We start from the raw sequence: 17,467 nt of genomic DNA, 5'->3' as shown, positions 1-17,467 counted from the left end.
TGCGCGGCCGATGCGGGTCTGCGACTAGGCGCTACCGAAACACCACGCCCAGTATCCAGAAAACCCGCATCGGCCGATGCGGGTTTTTTTTATGTGTGAGATTTTTCGCCGCAGCGCGGTGCCGGCTGGCAACCGCTGCAGACCATCGCCGCAACGACCTGTTACCCCCACACACCATCCAGGAGCTTTTCCATGTGTTCGATCTTCGGCATCTTCGGCCTGCAACCGGGCGACGACCTGCAGGCGCTGCGCCGGCAGGCGCTGGACTGCTCGCAGCGGCAGCGCCATCGCGGTCCGGACTGGAGCGGCGTGTATGTCGACGACGGCGCGATCCTGGTGCATGAGCGCCTGGCCATCGTCGATCCGGCCGGCGGCTCGCAGCCGTTGCTCTCCGAAGACGGGCAACTTGCGCTGGCGGTCAACGGCGAGATCTACAACCACCGCGAACTGAAGAAGCAGCTGACCCAGCCGTACGCGTTCCAGACCGGCTCGGATTGCGAGGTGATCAATGCGCTATACCGCGAGCAGACGCCGGCCGCGCTGCTCAACCGGCTCAACGGCATCTTCGCCTTCGCGCTGTGGGACAAGGCCGCCGGCCGCGTGCTGATCGCGCGCGATCCGATGGGCGTGTGCCCGCTGTACTGGGGCCACGACCAGCAAGGCCGGCTGCGCGTGGCCTCGGAGATGAAGTCGCTGGCCGACAGCTGCGCCGACGTCGCCCAGTTCCCGCCCGGCCATTACTACGACAGCGCCAGCGGCGAACTGCAGCAGTATTACCGCAAGCCGTGGCGCGACTACGACGCCGTGCAGGGCGTACAGGTCGGCAAGCAGGAACTGCGCGAGGCGTTCGAGCGCGCCGTGCACCGCCAGCTGATGACCGACGTGCCGTACGGCGTGCTGCTGTCCGGCGGGCTGGATTCGTCGCTGGTCGCGGCGGTGGCGGCGCGGTTCGCGCGCAAGCGCATCGAGGACAACGACGAGGCCGAGGCCTGGTGGCCGCGCCTGCATTCGTTCGCGATCGGCCTGAAGGGCTCGCCCGACCTGGCCGCCGCGGCGATCGCCGGCGAGTCGCTGGGCACCGTGCACCACGGCTTCGAATACACCTTCGAGGAAGGACTGGACGCGCTGCCGGAAGTGATCCGGCACATCGAGACCTACGACGTCACCACCATCCGCGCGTCCACGCCGATGTTCCTGCTGGCGCGGCGGATCAAGGCGATGGGGGTGAAGATGGTGCTGTCCGGCGAGGGCAGCGACGAGATCTTCGGCGGCTACCTGTACTTCCACAAGGCGCCGAACGCGCGCGAATTCCACGAGGAGCTGATCCGCAAGCTCGACGCGCTGTACAACTACGACTGCCTGCGCGCCAACAAGTCGATGATGGCCTGGGGCGTGGAGCCGCGCGTGCCGTTCCTGGACGTGGAGTTCCTGGACGTGGCGATGCGCATGGACGCGCAGTACAAGATGATCGACAAGACCAGCAGCGGCGCGATCCGCATGGAAAAAGGCGTGCTGCGCGAGGCCTTCGAAGGCTACCTGCCCGATTCGATCCTGTGGCGGCAGAAGGAGCAGTTCAGCGACGGCGTCGGCTACGGCTGGATCGACGGGCTCAAGGCGCACGCCGAAGCGCAGGTCAGCGACCGCGAACTGGCTGCGGCCGACAAGCGCTTCCCGGTCAACCCGCCGCAGACCAAGGAAGCCTATTACTACCGCACGCTGTTCGAGCGCGCGTTCCCCACGCCGGCCGCGGCCGAGACCGTGCCCGGCGGCAAGTCGATCGCCTGTTCCTCGCCGGCGGCGATCGCCTGGGATGCGAGCTTCGCGACGATGGCCGATCCGTCCGGCCGCGCGGTGGCCGGAGTGCACGAGCAGGCGCTGGGGGCGTGAACCCGCGCGTAGCGCCGGCGACGTGCCGGCGCTACGCGGCAGCGGCGATGCTTGGCAGTACGGCGATTGCCGCGATCGTGCGGCCGCCTGCGCAGCGGCCGCGGCTCACTCCGATGGCTGCGGCAGCGGGCCGCCGTGTTCGCTGGCGCGGTCCGCGGTCGTCGCGCCGGCGCCGGCTTCGATGCGGATGCGGCCCTTGCCCTCGCGCTTGGCCGCGTACAGCGCGCGGTCCGCACGCTTGAGCAGGTCCGACACCGTGCCGCCGGGGTGCAGCCGCGCGACCCCGGCGCTGAACGCGAACGCCACGTCGTTCACCCGCAGCATGCATACACGGTCCAACAACCGATGCAGCAACTCGCCGACCTGCGCATCGCTCATGCGTTCGAACAGGATGCCGAACTCCTCGCCGCCGAGCCGGCCGACCCGGCAGCCGTCACCCAGTCGCGCCAGTTCCGCGGCCAGCGCCAGCAGCACCGCATCGCCGACATCGTGGCCGTGGGTGTCGTTGACCTGCTTGAAGTCGTCGATGTCCAGCATCGCGAAATGCAATGCGCGCTCGCCGTGTGCGGCGGCCAGGGTCTGTAGCTGCTCGGTCAGCGCGCGCCGGTTGGCCAGCCCGGTCAGCGCATCGGTTTCGGAGATGCGCCGGTAGTCTTCCTGCAGCGCAAACGTGGTGCGCATGCTGCGCACGAACATGCGGTTGAGCGCGAAGCCGATCAGCGACACCGCCGCGACCAGCAGCGCGAGCAACGGAAGGTCGGACCTTGCCGGGATCGGCGCTGGATGCGCCACCAGCATGATCGACCAGGTGCAGGCCAGCACCAGCAGGTAGTCGCGCGAGAACAGGAACAGCAGGTTGACGCCCAGGCACAGCGTGACCGACACCGGCAGCAGCCAGAAGTCGCCGTGCCGCCCCATGCCGTGCAGTTCGAGCCGGTAGGCCGCGGCCAGCGCCAGTACGTACAGCGCACCGCTCAAGCGCCACTGCCAGAACCGCCTGGCTAGCGCCGAACTCGCCGCCGTGCCGAGCAGGGCGGCGAAGGCCAGCGCATAGGCGTGGTCCAGCGGCCGCTGCAGGTGCGGATTGAGCAGCAGGGTCGCCAGCCACACCACGATGGTCAGCCACTGCACCGCCATGATGGAAGGTGCCAGCACCTGGCGGATGTGGGTCTGGTACGTCATCTGTGCCCTTCAAGACCTGCGGCTGTCGGGTCTTGGCGTGGGCGATGCCCACGGTGCGGTGCCTCGATTGCCCAGGATCGATCCCCGGTTATCGGCCTGGCCGGGATGTGCTTGAGGGGAACGGGACCCGGGACCCGGGACTCGGGAAAGCGCGCTGCCGCGATCCGAGGCTCTACCGACTTCCGTTCTTCCGGTCCCGAGTCCCGAGTCCCGGCCTCACTCGAAGCGCATGCAGCGCCCGTAGCGCTCCGGCTGGATGTCCACGCCGGAGGCGTCGGCCTGGTTGTTCTTGCGCCACAGGTTCTGGCGGAAGTCCGGGCCGCTGCAGTTGGCGGCGCGGTCCACGCCGATCGTGTAGGTGTAGGGATTGTCCTTGAAGATATTGTTCTCGAAGGTGTTGTCCTGGCTCATGCTGTTGTCCCAGCACAGGATCTCCGGGGTGCGCTGGCGGATCGAGCAGGCCAGGTAGATGCCGGCGCCCTTGTTGCCGGTGAACTGGTTGCCGACGAACAGGTTGCGCCGCGCGTCGGCCAGGTACACGCCCTGGCTGCCGTTGCGTTCCAGGCGGTTGTTGCGGATCTCGCTGTCTTCCAGGTGCTCGGTGGTGATGCCGGCGGCGACGTTGTCGTGGATGTAGTTGTCGATCAGCTTGACCTTGGCGGTGCGGTTGAACGACACGCCGTCCCAGATCGCGCCGGACACGTCGTTGCGCTCGATCAGCAGGTCGCGGCTGTCGTACTCGCTGAGCAGGCAGGCGCTGCGGCACTTGCTCACGCGCAGCCCGGACAGGCGGATGTTCTGGCCGGCGCGCACCACCACCAGGCTGTTGCTCAGGTACGGGCGCTCGGGCATGAATTCCTTCTCGGCGCTGCCGCCCACGATCTGCAACTGCTCGACCACGACATCGCGGATCGGCCGCTGCGGGCGTTCGTTCTGGTAGTCGCCGACCACGATCACCGGCTGCTGCACGCCGTCCTGCATGCGCAGCACGGTGGCGTCGCCCTGGCCGCGCAGGCGCAGGCCGTCGCGCTGAATCGACAGCAGCTTGGTCACGTGGAAATCGCCGGCGGTCAGGCATACCGTGGCCGGCTTGCCGTCGTTGGGCACGCGGTCCACCGCGGCCTGCAGGTCGTCGCCCGGCTCGGCGCGCACGCTGCAGTCGGTGGCGGCAGAGGCGGGGGCGGCGGCCGTGGCGCAGCCGCTCGACAGGCAGGCGGCGAGCGGCAACAACAGGGCGAGCAGGGGACGGACATTCATCGGATACAGGCTCCGCTTGGGGGAGGGAGGGGAGGACCGCAGGCACCGCGCGCGGGCCGCGGCGGCAGGTCGGATCGCGTGATGCGCATCAGCGCGACAGGGGCTTCATTGTCGCGCAGGTGGCCGTAATGTCAGCGTGTAGCGGGCCGGGCCGGGCAGGAACGGCGATGCGCGGCCCTGCACCCAGTCGTCGTGGCCGGCGCCCCAGAACGGCGACAGCGGATGCTCGCTCTGGCCGCCGGGCATGTGCGCGATGCCGTCGGCTTCGTGGCCGGGCGCGACCACCATGCGCTCGGACGCGCCGAAGTCCGGACGCTGCACCCGCGGCATGTCGTTGTCGCCGGGCAAGCCCTCGGTCGGCATGCACAGCCACCGCCGCAGCACTCCCGGCAGCGAGCGCGCCAGCGGATGGCAGATCGCGGCGGTGTTCTGTTCGCCCCAACGGCGCTGCGGCAACGGCGCGTCCTGGTCGGGTTGGTCGCGGACCTCGGCGGCGGCATCCTCCAGCAAGGCCTGCCAGCTGGCGTAGCGGCGCGGCAGCAGGTGCGCCGGTTGCTGCTGCAGCATCGGCCAGGCCACCGCTTCCAGCTGCGGCAGCGGCGGCATGGCGTAGTCGGCGCCGAGTTCGGCACGCGCCGGGGCGATCAGGCCGTCGCGGATCCGGGTCAGCAGCGCCAGGCGCCAGGCGCGCACCAGCCGGTAACTCACCGAATCGGTGCTGGCGCGGCCCTCCCAATGCTTGCCGGCCTGCGCCAGCGCATGCAGCGCAGGCGTGGCGGCGCCGCCGTCGCGTTGCTGCAGCAAGGTCCACCAGCGTTGCAGCAGCAGCGCGCGATCGTCGAGCTGGATCGACAGCAGTTGACGTTCGTCCAGCTGCGGATGCAGGCGCAGGTCGTCGCGGATCTGCTGCGCGCGCGCGCCCAGCGCGTAGCCGCCATCGCCGAGGATGGCCAATTCGTCGCCGCCGACGACGCGCGCATTGGCGGTCCACAGTTGCCCGTCGGCAGGATCGATCCGCTGCGGCGAATGCGCAGTGGAGACCGGCCAGGGCGCGCAGCGCTGCGCTGCCGGTACCGCCGCGCTGACGTCATGGACCAGTGCGTCGCTGCGGCAATTGGGTCCGCGCAGCGGCAGCGCGCCGAGCACGCGCCAGCCGATATGCCCGGCGCTGTCGGCCAGCACCAGGTTCTGCGCCGGGGTGGCGATGTGCTGCGCGCTGGCGAAAGCGCTGGCGAGCGAATCGGCGCGGGCCAGGTCGGCCAGGCCCAGGTTCAGCGCGCCGGGCAACTGCGCCACCCAGCGTTGCGCCAGCGCGGTGCCGTCCGGCTCGTGCTGCAGGATCGGGCCGTACGCGGTGTCTTCCACGTCCAGCGTGACGTCCAGGCCGCCGGCCACCTTGATCCTTTCGCGGCGATGAACGACCGCGGTGCAGCCGGGCTGCGGCGTGGCCGCGCACGGCGTCAACCGGTACCAGTCGCTGGTGTCGGCGTAGCTGTTGGTGAAGCCCCAGGCGATGTGACCGTTGCTGCCGACGATCACCGCCGGCAGGCCGGGCAGCGAAAAGCCGGTGACGTCCACGCGGCCGCCCGGCGCCTGCGCGTCGGCATAGCGCAGGCGCACGCGGAACCACAGGCTGGGCGCGCCCAACTGCAGATGCATGTCGTTGGCGACGATGGCGCGGCCGTCGGCGCTGCGGCTGCCGGCGATGGCCCAGTTGTTGCTGCCCGGTGCGGCATGGTCCGCGGTGCTGCCATCGCGCGGGGCATCGGGCAGGGTGCGCAGGTCGACCAGGCTGGCGTCGGGCAGCGTGGCGTCGCCGCGCGCCGGGGCGTCCAGTGCCGCGTCCCAACTGCTGCCGTCGTGGCGCAGCAGTGCGAACAGCGGTGCCGGCAAGTGCTGTTGCAGGCGATACAGCGACAGTTCGCGCTCGAGCTGGCGGCCTTGCAGATCGAAATACATCGCGTCGCCGGCCAGCACCGAGTCCACCGGCTGCCAATCGCGCGGCGCCTTGACCAGCAGCAGGTAGGGCCACGGCCGTACCCGCAGCGCGTGCAGGCCGCGATTGACGCCGGCGCTGTAGGCCTGCAGCGCCGCGGCATGGCTGCCGCCGAAGCTGGCCAGCTGCGCGGCGGCGTGCGCGCGCAGGCGATGCATGCGGCGCTGCTTGTCCACCCCGAGCGTGGCGTTGCCGACCAGGTCGGACAGTTCGCCGGCCGCGGCGCGGCGCATCAGGTCCATCTGGAAGTAGCGTTCCTGCGCATGCACATAGCCGAGCGCACGCATCGCATCGGCCTCGTTGCCGGCGTCGATGGTGACCGTGCCCTGCGCGTCGCGCTGGATCCGCACCGGCGCCGCCAGCCCATCCAGATCGACCTGGCCGTCTAGCGTGGCCAGGCTGCCGCGCAGCAGCAGCCATGTCGCCAACACCAGTCCGATCGCCAGCGCCGCCAGCCACAGCAGTCCCCGTTTCCACTTGCTCCGCATCCAGGCATCTCCGCCGGCCAATCCTGGATTCTAGACGCGACTGCGTGTCGTTCTTGCGTACATCCGGCGGGCGTTCGCGAGCGGTTGGGCCGGGGTCAGCTTCGCTCGCGCCGCTGCACGCGTCCGTGCCGATGGAAAATCGGGATGCTAATGATTCCGATTGGAACGCGGTGCGCGCGGCTCGGGCACTATGGCCGCCTTAGACGTTACGGAGCCTGCCCCATGAAGGGACATCCTGAAGTTGTGCAATGCCTCAAGGACCTGCTGCGCGGCGAACTCGCCGCACGCGATCAATATTTCATCCACTCGCGGCGCTACGAGGACCAGGGCCTGCAGGCGCTGTACGCGCGCATCAACCACGAGATGGAAGAGGAGACCGAGCACGCCGATGCGCTGCTGCGGCGCATCCTGTTCCTGGAAGGCGACCCGGACATGCGTCCGCATGCGTTCGAGCCGGGGCGCACGGTCGAGGAGATGCTGGAAAAGGACCTGAAGGTCGAATACGAAGTGCGCGCGAACCTGGCCGCCGGCATGAAGTTGTGCGAAGAGCGCGGCGACTACGTCAGCCGCGACATCCTGCTCAAGCAGCTGCAGGACACCGAAGAAGACCACGCCTGGTGGCTGGAACAGCAGCTGGGCTTGATCAAGCGCCTGGGCATGGCGCTGTACCAGACCTCGAAGATCGGTGGCGGTGGGGTGGTGGAGTAACTTGCGGGACTAGGGACTCGGCAGAGTCCTACCGCTCACCGCCGATGCATGGCGAGGCAAAAAAAATCGGCCCAAAAGGGCCGATTTTGCTTTGCGCTATTCGCTGTTGCGAATCCCCAATCCCCAATCCCGGCTCTTCAATCACTCCACCGCCAGATCGTCCACCTTCTGCCACCCGCGCGGCAGCAGTCCGCCGCGGCTGGCGCGCACGCCCAGGTAGGCGTCCAGATCCTTGAACGACAGCGACATGGTGCGCTGGCCGCTCTTCACCAGCAGCGTGTTGCCCGGCGCGACCGCGGCGATCGCCACCACCCGCTCGGTGCCGAGCTTGGCCTTGGGGATGTCGATGATCTTGTTGCCCTTGCCCTTGTCCAGCTCGGGCAGGTCGGCGATCGGGAACGCCAGCAGGTGGCCGGCGCTGGTCACCGCGACGATGCGGTCGGTGTCCAGGTTGCTCACCGACGCCGGCGTCAGCACCTTGGCGTTCGGGGTCAGGTTGAGCATCGCCTTGCCGGCCTTGTTGCGGCTGGTCAGGTTCTCGAAGCGGGTGACGAAGCCATAGCCGTGGGAGGACGCCAGCACCAGCCGGCTGTCGTTCTCGCCGCTGGCCATGGCCTGGAACGACGCGCCGGAGGCCGGCGAGAAACGCCCGGTCAGCGGCTCGCCGTTGCCGCGCGCCGACGGCAGCGAATGCGCCAGCGTGGAGTAGGCGCGGCCTTCCGAATCCAGGAACGCCACCTGCTGCGTGCTGCGCCCGCGCACCGCGGCCAGCAGGCTGTCGCCGTCGCGGTAGGACAGGCCGGCCGGGTCCACGTCGTGGCCCTTGGCCGCGCGGATCCAGCCCTTCTCCGACATCACGATGGTCATCGGCTCGCTCGGTACCAGTTCGGTCTCGTCGATCGCCTGCGCCGCGCCGCGCTGCACCAGCGGCGAGCGCCGCGCGTCGCCGAACTTCTTGGCGTCGGCGACCAGTTCGTCCTTGATCATCTTCTTCAGCTTGGTCTTGCTGGCCAGCACCGCCTGCAGCTGTTCGCGCTCCTTGGCCAGCGCGTCCTGCTCGCCGCGGATCTTCATCTCCTCCAGCCGCGCCAGCTGGCGCAGGCGGGTTTCCAGGATGTAGTCGGCCTGTTCCTCGCTGAGCGCGAAGCGCGCGATCAGCGCCGGCTTCGGCTCGTCCTCGCTGCGGATGATGCGGATCACTTCGTCCAGGTTGAGGAACGCGACCAGCAGGCCTTCCAACAGGTGCAGGCGGCGCTCGACCTTCTCCAGGCGATGGTTGAGCCGGCGCACCACGGTGTCGCTGCGGAAGCGCAGCCACTCCTCCAGCAGGGTCTTGAGGTTCTTGACCTGCGGGCGGCCGTCCAGGCCGATCACGTTGAGATTGACCCGGTAGCTGCGCTCCAGGTCGGTGGTGGCGAACAGGTGGCCCATCAGCTGCTCGGCGTCGACCCGGTTGGAGCGCGGCACCAGCACCACCCGCACCGGGTTGGCGTGGTCGGATTCGTCGCGGATGTCTTCCAGCCACGGCAGCTTCTTGGCGCGCATCTGCTGCGCGATCTGCTCGATCACCTTCGACGGCGACACCTGGTAGGGCAGCGCGGTGACCACGATGTTGGCGTGTTCCTTCTGGAACGTGGCGCGCGCACGCACGCTGCCGTGCCCGGTCTCGTAGATCGCGCGCAGGTCGGCGGCCGGGGTGATGATCTCGGCGGTGGTCGGGTAGTCCGGGCCGCGCACGTGTTCGCACAGGTCGGCGACGCTGGCGTCGGGATCGTCGAGCAGGCGGATCAGCGCGCTGACGATCTCGTTGAGGTTGTGCGGCGGCACGTCGGTGGCCATGCCCACGGCGATGCCGGTGGTGCCGTTGAGCAGCAGGTGCGGCAGCCGCGCCGGCATCCAGGTCGGCTCGTCCATGGTGCCGTCGAAATTCGGCGACCAGTCCACCGTGCCCTGGCCGAGCTCGCCGAGCAGCACTTCGGCGATCGGGGTCAGCTTGGATTCGGTGTAGCGCATCGCCGCGAACGACTTCGGGTCGTCGGTGGAGCCGAAGTTGCCCTGGCCTTCGATCAGCGGGTAGCGGTAGGAGAACGGCTGCGCCATCAGCACCAGCGCCTCGTAGCAGGCGCTGTCGCCATGCGGGTGGTATTTGCCGATCACGTCGCCGACGGTGCGCGCGGACTTCTTCGGCTTGGCCGTGGCGTTCAGGCCCAGCTCGCTCATCGCGTAGATGATGCGCCGCTGCACCGGTTTCAGGCCGTCGCCGAGGAACGGCAGGGCGCGGTCCAGCACCACGTACATGGAGTAGTCGAGATAGGCGCGTTCGGCGTATTCGCGCAGCGGCAGCTGTTCGAAACCATGGAAGGCGGGGCGGGCGAGATCGGTCATGCGCAGGAAATACCTATAGGGGAACGCGGCGGCGGGCGCCGCAGGTCAGCCGGTCGATTATCCGGATGCGGCCGGCGATGCCAAGCCGCGCGTCGCGCCGGCGCGGCCGGCAGCGGCAAGATAGCGTGCCGGCGGACTGCCGAAATGGCTGCGGAAGGCGGTGACGAAGGCGCTGGGACTACTGTAGCCGAGCCGATGCGCGGCGTCGGCGACGCTGGCGCCGTCGCTGAGCTGGCGCAGCGCCTCGGCCAGTCGCGCCTGCTGCCGCCAGCCGGCGAAGCTGAGCCCGGTTTCCTCGCGGAAATGCCGGCTCAAGCTGCGCGGCGACAGTCCGGCCCACTGCGCCCACTGCGCCAGCGAGCGGTGATCGGCAGGGGTGGCCAGCAATTGCGCGGCGATGCGCAGCAGGCGGCGGTCGCTGGGCATGGGCAGGTGCAGGCGCTCGATCGGCGCCTGGCGCAGTTCGTCCAGCAGCACCGCGCAGATCCGCTGCTGGTCCGCATCCAGGGCCTGCGGCATGCCCCACGCGGCCACCCGCAGCAGCAGCTCGCGCAGCAGGCCGTTCATGCCGATCACGCACGGACGATCGGCCAGCTCCGCGCAGGCTGCCGGGTGGACCAGCAGCACATAGATGCGCAGCGGTCCGGCGATTTGCACCGTGTGCAGCTCCTGCGGCGGCATCCAGCCGGCGCAACCGGGCGGCAGCGTCCAGTGGCCGTGCTCGGTGCGGGTGCCGAGCAAGCCCTCTTCCACGCAGATCATCTGCCCGCGGACATGCCGGTGCCAGTCCACCTCGTGTTCCAGCGCGACCGGGGTCTGCGCCAGGAACGCCAGCAGCGGCGGACCGTCGGCCTGATCGAACCATTCGGCGATGCGCGGATCGTGCAGGTCGGCCGATGCGCCGCGCTGTGGCGAGGGGAGGGAGGCGAATGGCTGGTTTTCGATATCCATTGTCTCGATTGTAATACTGGGCCAGGCCGCTGCGGGGATAGAGTAGCCGCTCGCCAGCGTTCCGCTATTGCAACGCAGCATTTAATTATTTCCGCGATATTTTCTTGACATATATTTCCAAATGAAAATAATTGGCGCCCATGAACTGCGCTCCCTCCCTCCCTGGTCCACCCTCGTTCGGCCTGCTGCTGCGGCAGGTGCGCGACGGGCTGATGCGCCGCCTGGACGCCTCGATGACCGAACTCCAGCTCGGCCTGGGTTTCAGCCACTACATCGGCATGAAGGCGCTGGCGTACATGTCGCCCTGCACCGCCAACGAGTTGGCCCAGGCCATCGACCAGAACCCCAGCGCGGTCACCCGCCTGCTGGACAAGTTCCAGGACCTGGGCTGGGTACGCCGTGAAGCGCATGCGCAGGACCGCCGCGCGCTGCAGATCGTGCTGACCGACGAGGGCCGCGCGCTGTGGCAGCAGCTCAAGCAGCGTGGCGACGAGGCCATCGCCAGCGCGCTGCGCGACCTCTCGGCCGACGAGCGCGAACACCTCACATCGTTGTTGACCCGCGTCCGCGACTCCCTCAATTCGCCATGACTCCGCTTATGAACCTCTCCGCTTCGTCCCATCGCCTGCGCCCGTTCGCGGCCGCGGCACTCACCCTGGCGCTGGCCGCCTGCGCCAGCAGCCGTGGCCTGGAACCGCAGGGCCGCCGGCTCGATGCCGACCGGCAATTGCAGGCCGGCAAGACCCTGGCCGCCGACCAGCTGGCGCCGGCCGCCTGGCCGCAGCAGGACTGGTGGAAGGCGCTGGGCGACCCGCAGCTCGACGCGCTGATCGCCGAGGCGCTGCAGGGCACGCCGAACCTGGAAGCGGCCGACGCGCGGCTGCGCCTGGCGCAGGCGCAGGCCGGCGCGGCCAATGCCGACCGCGGCGCCAAGCTGTCGCTGTCGGCCGGCTATACCGGCCTGCAACTGCCCAAGGGACTGGCCGGCGACGAGATCGGCGGCAAGTACATCCACAACGAGCAGGCGCTGCTGGACTTCAGCTACGGCTTCGACCTGTGGGGCGGCAAGCGCGCGGCCTGGGAAGCGGCGGTGGACCAGGCGCATGCGGCGCAGGTCGATGCGCAGGCCGCGCGCCTGGACCTGTCGGCCGGCGTGGCCCGCGCCTATGCGCAGCTCGGCTACGCCTGGCGCCTGTACGACCTGGCCGGCGAAGAGCTGGCGCGCTCGGACAACAGCCTGAAGCTGGTGCGGCAGCGGGTCGGCGCCGGCATCGACAGCAACCTGCAGCTGCGCCAGGCCGAGGCGCGGGTGCCGGCCGCGCGCCAGCAGCAGCAGGCGGCGCAGCAGCAGATCGACGAGGCGCGTACCGCGCTGGCGGCGCTGCTCGGCCGCGGCCCGGATCGCGGGCTTGAGATCGAGCGCCCGCGGCCGCTCGACCCAGTGGCGGTGCAATTGCCGTCGGTGCTGCCCAGCGATCTGCTCGGGCGCCGCCCGGACGTGGTCGCCGCGCGCTGGCGGGTCGAGGCGGCGTCGCAGAGCATTGGCGCGGCCAAGGCGCAGTTCTATCCGACCATCAACCTGCTCGCGCTCGGCGGCGTCGCCGCGACCAATCCCGCCGACCTGTTCAAGGGCGACGCACTGCTCGGCGTGTTCGCGCCCAGCGTGAGCTTGCCGCTGTTCGACAGCGGTCGCCTGCGCAGCCAGCTGGCCGAGCGCGATGCGCAATACGACCTGGCGGTGGCCACCTACAACCAGGCGCTGGTGGCGGCGCTGCGCGAGGTCGCCGATCAGGTCAGCGCGGCGCGTTCGCTGGCCCAGCAGGCGCAACAGCAGGCGCAGGCGGTGGGCACCGCGCAGGCCGCCTTCGACCTGGCGCAGCAGCGCTACCGCGCCGGCATCGGCAACTACCTGGACGTGCTGAGCGTGCAGCAGCAGTTGCTCGAGGCGCAGCAGCGCCTGGCCTCGCTGCAGTCCAACCAGATCCTGGTGTCGGTGCGCCTGAACCAGGCGCTGGGCGGCGGCTACGAAGCCACCTCCGCCGCCGACGCGCCGTCGACCTCCTCCGCTTCCACGCATTCCTGAGACCGCTGCAATGAATCAGACAACGACTCCCGATTCCTCCGCTCCCGCCCCGAGCCGGCGCGGCATGCTGCTGCGCGGCCTGGCCGTGCTGGTGGTGCTGGTGCTGATCGCGCTGGCGATCTGGTACTTCGTCTCCGGCCGCTGGCATGAAGACACCGACGACGCCTACGTGCAGGGCAACCTGGTGCAGATCACGCCGATGGTGGCCGGCACCGTGGTCAGCATCGGCGCCGACGACGGCATGCGCGTGGAGCGCGGCCAGTTGCTGGTCAAGCTCGATCCGGCCGACACCCAGGTCGCGCTGCAGCAGGCCGAGGCCAATCTGGCGCGCACCGTGCGCCAGGTGCGCGGCCTGTTCCGCAGCGTGCAAGGCGCGCAGGCCGAACTGTCGTCGCAGCAGGTGACCCTGCAGCGCGCCCGCGCCGACGTCGCCCGCCGCAGCAGCCTGGTCGCCACCGGCGCGATCTCCGCCGAGGAACTGGCGCATGCGCGCGACCAGCTGGCCGCCGCCGAGGCCGCGGTCAGCGGTTCGCGTGAGACGGTGGAGCGCAACCGCGCGCTGATCGACGACAACGGCGTGGCCCACCAGCCCGACGTGCAGGCCGCCGCCGCGCAGGTGCGCCAGGCGTTCCTCAACAATGCCCGCAGCGCGATCGTCGCGCCGGTGTCCGGCTACGTCGCGCGGCGTTCGGTGCAGGTCGGCCAGCGCGTGCAGCCCGGCACCGCGCTGATGGCGGTGGTGCCGCTGGAGCAGGTGTGGGTGGAAGCCAACTTCAAGGAAACCCAGCTCAAGCACATGCGCCTGGGCCAGCCGGTGGAACTGGAGTCGGACCTGTACGGCGGCGCGGTGCGCTACCAGGGCACGGTGCAGAGCCTGGGCCTGGGCACCGGTAGCGCGTTCTCGCTGCTGCCGGCGCAGAACGCCAGCGGCAACTGGATCAAGATCGTGCAGCGCGTGCCGGTGCGCATCGCCATCGATCCCAAGCAGCTGGCGCAGAATCCGCTGCGCATCGGCCTGTCGATGAAGGTGGACGTGAACCTGCACCAGCAGAACGGCGGCGTGCTGCCGACCAAGTTCGCCACCGGCACGCTGCTGGATACCGACGTCTATGCGCAGCAGCTGGGCCAGGCCGACGAGGCCATCGCGCAGATCATCCACGCCAACCTGCCCGACGCCGCCAAGGCGAACTGAGTCCGGTCATGTCCAACCAAGCTGCCACTCCTGCCGCGCCCGGCGCTCCGGGCGCTCCGGCCGCCGCGTTCCGCCCGCCCAGCGTGGCGTTGTGCACGGTGGGCCTGGCGATGGCCTCGTTCATGCAGGTGCTCGATACCACCATCGCCAACGTCTCGTTGCCGACCATCGCCGGCAACCTCGGCGCCAGTTCGCAGCAGGCGACCTGGGTCATCACCTCGTTCGCGGTCAGCAATGCGATCGCGCTGCCGCTGACCGGCTTTTTGAGCCGGCGCTTCGGCGAGACCAAGCTGTTCGTGTGGGCCACGCTGTCCTTCACCATCGCCTCGCTGCTGTGCGGCCTGGCGCAGAGCATGGGCATGCTGGTGGTGTCGCGCGCGATCCAGGGCTTCGTGTGCGGGCCGATGTATCCGATCACGCAGAGCCTGCTGGTGTCGATCTACCCGCGCGAGAAACGCGGGCAGGCGCTGGCGCTGCTGGCGATGATCACCGTGGTCGCGCCGATCGCCGGCCCGATCCTGGGCGGCTGGATCACCGACAACTACAGCTGGGAATGGATCTTCCTGATCAACGTGCCGCTGGGCATCATCGCCGCGCTCGTGGTCGGCTCGCAGCTGCGCGGCCGTCCGGAACCGACCGAGCGCCCGCGCATGGACTACGTCGGCCTGATCACCCTGATCATCGGCGTCGGCTGCCTGCAGCTGGTGCTGGACCTGGGCAACGACGAGGACTGGTTCAGTTCGGACAAGATCGTGGTGCTGGCCGCGATCTCGGCGGTGGCGCTGGCGGTGTTCCTGATCTGGGAGCTGACCGACAAGGATCCGATCGTCAACCTGCGCCTGTTCCGCCACCGCAACTTCCGCGCCGGCACCATGGCGCTGATCGTGGCCTACGCCGCGTTCTTCAGCGTGTCGCTGCTGATCCCGCAGTGGCTGCAGCGCGACATGGGCTACACCGCGATCTGGGCCGGCCTGGCCACCGCGCCGATCGGCATCCTGCCGGTGCTGATGACCCCGTTCGTCGGCAAGTACGCCTCGCGCTTCGACCTGCGCATGCTCGCCAGCATCGCCTTCATCTTCATGGCGGCGACCAGCTTCATGCGTTCGGACTTCAACCTGCAGGTCGATTTCGCCCACGTGGCCGGGGTGCAGTTGCTGATGGGCGTGGGCGTGGCGCTGTTCTTCATGCCGGTGCTGCAGATCCTGCTGTCGGACCTGGACGGGCGCGAGATCGCCGCCGGTTCCGGCCTGGCCACGTTCCTGCGCACGCTGGGCGGCAGCTTCGCCGCCTCGCTGACCACCTACCTGTGGGCCAAGCGCACGCAGCTGCACCACGCGCACCTGACCGAGCACATCTCCACGTACACGCCGGGGATGCAGGAGCAGGTGCAGGCGATGGGGCAGGGCGACCTGCAGACCGGTGCCGCCTTCCTCAACAACACCATCAACCACCAGGCCTCGCAGATGGGCTTCAACGACATCTTCTACCTGCTGGGCTGGACGTTCCTGGGCATCATCTTCTTCCTGTGGCTGGCCAAGCCGCCGTTCGCGGGCGGCGGCGGCGCGGCCGCGGCGGGCGGTCACTGAGTCCGCCGCGCCGGCAACGACGAAACCCCGCCGCGTGCGGGGTTTCGTTTGTGCGGCGGCGGCAGGCGCGCTTGCCGCCGCGGCGCGCGGCGGACCAGAATGCCGCTCCCTCGCAAGCATCGGCAGGTTCGGACATGCAGCGTTTTCTGCGCGCCTTGTGGTCCCGCTCGGATTCCTCGCGGCCGCGCCGCGGCGCTGCACGCGCCCGGCAGTGTGCAGCGCTGCTGCTGTGCCTCGGCGCCCTCGGCGTCGGCAGCGCGCAGGCCGAGCCGAACGTGGCGGCGATCACCCCGACCGACCGTCTGCACGAAGCCTGGTGGGCGCAGCGCCACCAGCAGGTGCTGGAGCAGGTGCGCGCGCATCCGGATACGCCGCTGCTGCTGATCGGCGATTCGATCACCCACAACTACGACAAGGCGAACGCGCCGGACGAGGATTTCCAGCCGACCTGGCAGACCTTCTACGGCAGCCGCGGCGCGCTGAACCTGGGTTTCAGCGGCGATGCCACCGAACATGTGCTGTGGCGGCTGCAGCACGGCGAAGTGGATGGCTTGCAGCCCAAGGTCGCGATGCTGCTGATCGGCACCAACAACACCGGCCACGAGCGGCAAAGCGCCGCCGACACCGTGCTCGGCATCGACGCGGTGGTGGCGACCCTGGAACAGCGGCTGCCGAAGACGCGGATCCTGCTGCTCGGCCTGCTGCCCAGCGCCGGATCGGCGCAGAAGCGCGCACGCGACGCCGAGGTCAACCGCGCGCTGGCGGTGCGCTACGGCGACAATCCGCGCGTCGCCTATCTCGACATCGGCGCGGTGTTCCGCAAGGACGGCGCGCTCGACCAGAGCCTGTTCTACGATCCGCGGCTGCATCCGCCGGGCGACGCCCTGCACCCGGATACGCGCGGCCAGCGGCGCATGGCCGAGGCGATCGAGCCGACCCTGGCGCGCCTGCTCGGCGAGCCGCCGCGGGTGCCGCTGGCGGCGATGACCGAGGTCAATCCCGCGCTCGTGCCGGTGCCGTGGCTGGAGCAGGATTCCTACGACTGGTACGCGCGCCACCATGCGGCGCTGGAGGCGGCGCGTGGGTTGCGGCCCGACGTGGTGATGCTCGGCGACTCGATCACCCACTTCTGGGGCGGGCCGCCGCAGGCCACCCGGGTCGGCGGCGCGCAGGCCTGGCAGCGCACCTTCGGCGCGTCCAGGGTGCTGAACCTGGGCTTCGGCTGGGATCGCACCCAGAACGTGCTGTGGCGGCTGCGGCAGGGCGAAGTGGACGGGTTGGCGCCGCGCTGGGTGGTGATCAACATCGGTACCAACAACCTGACCGGCACCGACCATGCGCGGGCCAGCACGCCGCAGGAAGCGGCCGACGGCGTGGCCGCGGTGGTCGCCGAGGTGCGCCAGCGGCTGCCGCGCAGCAAGATCGTGCTGATGGGCATCCTGCCGCGCGGTTTCGCCGCCGACGCGCCGCTGCGCGCCCCGATCGCGCAGACCAACCGCCTGCTGGCCGCGCGTTTCGGCCACGATCCGGCGGTGCGCTGGCTGGACATCGGCGCGCGCTTCCTGCAACCCGACGGGCGCCTGCCGCAGGCGCTGATGCCCGACAGCACCCATCCCAGCGAGGACGGTTACCGGATCTGGGGCGAGGCGCTGCGCGAGATCGGCGTCGGCGGTTGAAGCGCGCTGCCGGGAAGCCCCTGTAGGAGCGGCTTCGGCCGCGCCCGGAGCGTGCCGAAGGGGCCTGTCGCGGCGG

Annotated in this window: 12 protein-coding genes; 7 read left to right on the top strand and 5 right to left on the bottom strand. The window is 69.7% G+C overall.

Annotation, left to right across the window (positions count from 1 at the left end):
* Positions 1 to 192: 192 nt before the first annotated feature.
* On the top strand, positions 193 to 1,887 hold the full coding sequence (asnB, locus tag H9658_RS12655; protein ID WP_191825601.1) for an asparagine synthase B: 1,695 nt from the start codon (positions 193 to 195) through the stop codon (positions 1,885 to 1,887).
* 105 nt (positions 1,888 to 1,992) lie between these two features.
* Here the strand turns inward: asnB and H9658_RS12650 are convergent, their stop codons facing one another.
* From H9658_RS12650 to H9658_RS12640, 3 genes are all read right to left on the bottom strand, one after another.
* Complete coding sequence (locus H9658_RS12650) at positions 1,993 to 3,069, bottom strand: GGDEF domain-containing protein (RefSeq protein WP_191825600.1); 1,077 nt, start codon at positions 3,067 to 3,069, stop codon at positions 1,993 to 1,995.
* Between the two features lie 216 nt (positions 3,070 to 3,285).
* The gene (locus tag H9658_RS12645; RefSeq protein WP_179565845.1) at positions 3,286 to 4,326 is read right to left on the bottom strand and encodes a right-handed parallel beta-helix repeat-containing protein; all 1,041 of its coding nucleotides are present in this window, start codon (positions 4,324 to 4,326) and stop codon (positions 3,286 to 3,288) included.
* 105 nt (positions 4,327 to 4,431) lie between these two features.
* Positions 4,432 to 6,810 (bottom strand): penicillin acylase family protein, encoded by a 2,379-nt coding sequence (locus H9658_RS12640; RefSeq protein WP_191825599.1) that lies wholly within the window; start codon positions 6,808 to 6,810, stop codon positions 4,432 to 4,434.
* 222 nt (positions 6,811 to 7,032) lie between these two features.
* On the opposite strand from H9658_RS12640, the gene bfr reads away from it, so the two are divergent.
* On the top strand, positions 7,033 to 7,518 hold the full coding sequence (gene bfr / locus H9658_RS12635; RefSeq protein ID WP_191825598.1) for a bacterioferritin: 486 nt from the start codon (positions 7,033 to 7,035) through the stop codon (positions 7,516 to 7,518).
* 141 nt (positions 7,519 to 7,659) lie between these two features.
* Here the strand turns inward: bfr and parC are convergent, their stop codons facing one another.
* Both parC and H9658_RS12625 read right to left on the bottom strand, forming a co-directional pair.
* Positions 7,660 to 9,903 carry a DNA topoisomerase IV subunit A gene (gene parC / locus H9658_RS12630; RefSeq protein ID WP_191825597.1) on the bottom strand — a complete coding sequence of 748 codons (2,244 nt, stop codon included), beginning with the start codon at positions 9,901 to 9,903 and terminating at the stop codon, positions 7,660 to 7,662.
* Between the two features lie 57 nt (positions 9,904 to 9,960).
* Positions 9,961 to 10,854: an AraC family transcriptional regulator gene (locus H9658_RS12625; protein WP_191825596.1), complete on the bottom strand. Its 894-nt coding sequence runs from the start codon at positions 10,852 to 10,854 to the stop codon at positions 9,961 to 9,963.
* A gap of 140 nt (positions 10,855 to 10,994) precedes the next feature.
* On the opposite strand from H9658_RS12625, the gene H9658_RS12620 reads away from it, so the two are divergent.
* The 5 genes from H9658_RS12620 (at position 10,995) to H9658_RS12600 (ending at position 17,391) form a co-directional block, all read left to right on the top strand.
* The gene (locus tag H9658_RS12620) at positions 10,995 to 11,444 is read left to right on the top strand and encodes a MarR family winged helix-turn-helix transcriptional regulator (RefSeq protein ID WP_179565831.1); all 450 of its coding nucleotides are present in this window, start codon (positions 10,995 to 10,997) and stop codon (positions 11,442 to 11,444) included.
* An 8-nt stretch (positions 11,445 to 11,452) separates the two neighbouring features.
* A complete protein-coding gene (locus H9658_RS12615) occupies positions 11,453 to 12,937 on the top strand; it encodes an efflux transporter outer membrane subunit (RefSeq protein WP_191825595.1) in 1,485 nt (494 codons plus the stop codon).
* Between the two features lie 10 nt (positions 12,938 to 12,947).
* Positions 12,948 to 14,129 carry an HlyD family secretion protein gene (locus tag H9658_RS12610; RefSeq protein ID WP_179565827.1) on the top strand — a complete coding sequence of 394 codons (1,182 nt, stop codon included), beginning with the start codon at positions 12,948 to 12,950 and terminating at the stop codon, positions 14,127 to 14,129.
* Positions 14,130 to 14,137: 8 nt separating this feature from the next.
* A complete protein-coding gene (locus H9658_RS12605) occupies positions 14,138 to 15,715 on the top strand; it encodes a DHA2 family efflux MFS transporter permease subunit (protein ID WP_179565825.1) in 1,578 nt (525 codons plus the stop codon).
* Between the two features lie 134 nt (positions 15,716 to 15,849).
* Positions 15,850 to 17,391: a GDSL-type esterase/lipase family protein gene (locus tag H9658_RS12600; protein ID WP_191825594.1), complete on the top strand. Its 1,542-nt coding sequence runs from the start codon at positions 15,850 to 15,852 to the stop codon at positions 17,389 to 17,391.
* Positions 17,392 to 17,467 lie beyond the last annotated feature (76 nt).

This window comes from Xanthomonas bonasiae (assembly GCF_014836395.1).
Taxonomy (GTDB): Bacteria; Pseudomonadota; Gammaproteobacteria; order Xanthomonadales; family Xanthomonadaceae; genus Xanthomonas_A; species Xanthomonas_A bonasiae.
The sequence above is the reverse complement of the archived record's forward strand: the minus strand, read 5'-3'. Positions and strand labels throughout refer to the sequence as shown.

Coding starts and splice junctions, on each gene's coding strand:
- H9658_RS12605 (WP_179565825.1), top strand. CDS start 14,138: ATGTCCAACCAAGCTGCCACTCCTGCCGCGCCCGGCGCTCCGGGCGCT.
- H9658_RS12620 (WP_179565831.1), top strand. CDS start 10,995: ATGAACTGCGCTCCCTCCCTCCCTGGTCCACCCTCGTTCGGCCTGCTG.
- H9658_RS12645 (WP_179565845.1), bottom strand. CDS start 4,326: ATGAATGTCCGTCCCCTGCTCGCCCTGTTGTTGCCGCTCGCCGCCTGC.
- H9658_RS12650 (WP_191825600.1), bottom strand. CDS start 3,069: ATGACGTACCAGACCCACATCCGCCAGGTGCTGGCACCTTCCATCATG.
- parC (WP_191825597.1), bottom strand. CDS start 9,903: ATGACCGATCTCGCCCGCCCCGCCTTCCATGGTTTCGAACAGCTGCCG.
- H9658_RS12640 (WP_191825599.1), bottom strand. CDS start 6,810: ATGCGGAGCAAGTGGAAACGGGGACTGCTGTGGCTGGCGGCGCTGGCG.
- H9658_RS12625 (WP_191825596.1), bottom strand. CDS start 10,854: ATGGATATCGAAAACCAGCCATTCGCCTCCCTCCCCTCGCCACAGCGC.
- H9658_RS12610 (WP_179565827.1), top strand. CDS start 12,948: ATGAATCAGACAACGACTCCCGATTCCTCCGCTCCCGCCCCGAGCCGG.
- asnB (WP_191825601.1), top strand. CDS start 193: ATGTGTTCGATCTTCGGCATCTTCGGCCTGCAACCGGGCGACGACCTG.
- H9658_RS12615 (WP_191825595.1), top strand. CDS start 11,453: ATGAACCTCTCCGCTTCGTCCCATCGCCTGCGCCCGTTCGCGGCCGCG.
- H9658_RS12600 (WP_191825594.1), top strand. CDS start 15,850: ATGCAGCGTTTTCTGCGCGCCTTGTGGTCCCGCTCGGATTCCTCGCGG.
- bfr (WP_191825598.1), top strand. CDS start 7,033: ATGAAGGGACATCCTGAAGTTGTGCAATGCCTCAAGGACCTGCTGCGC.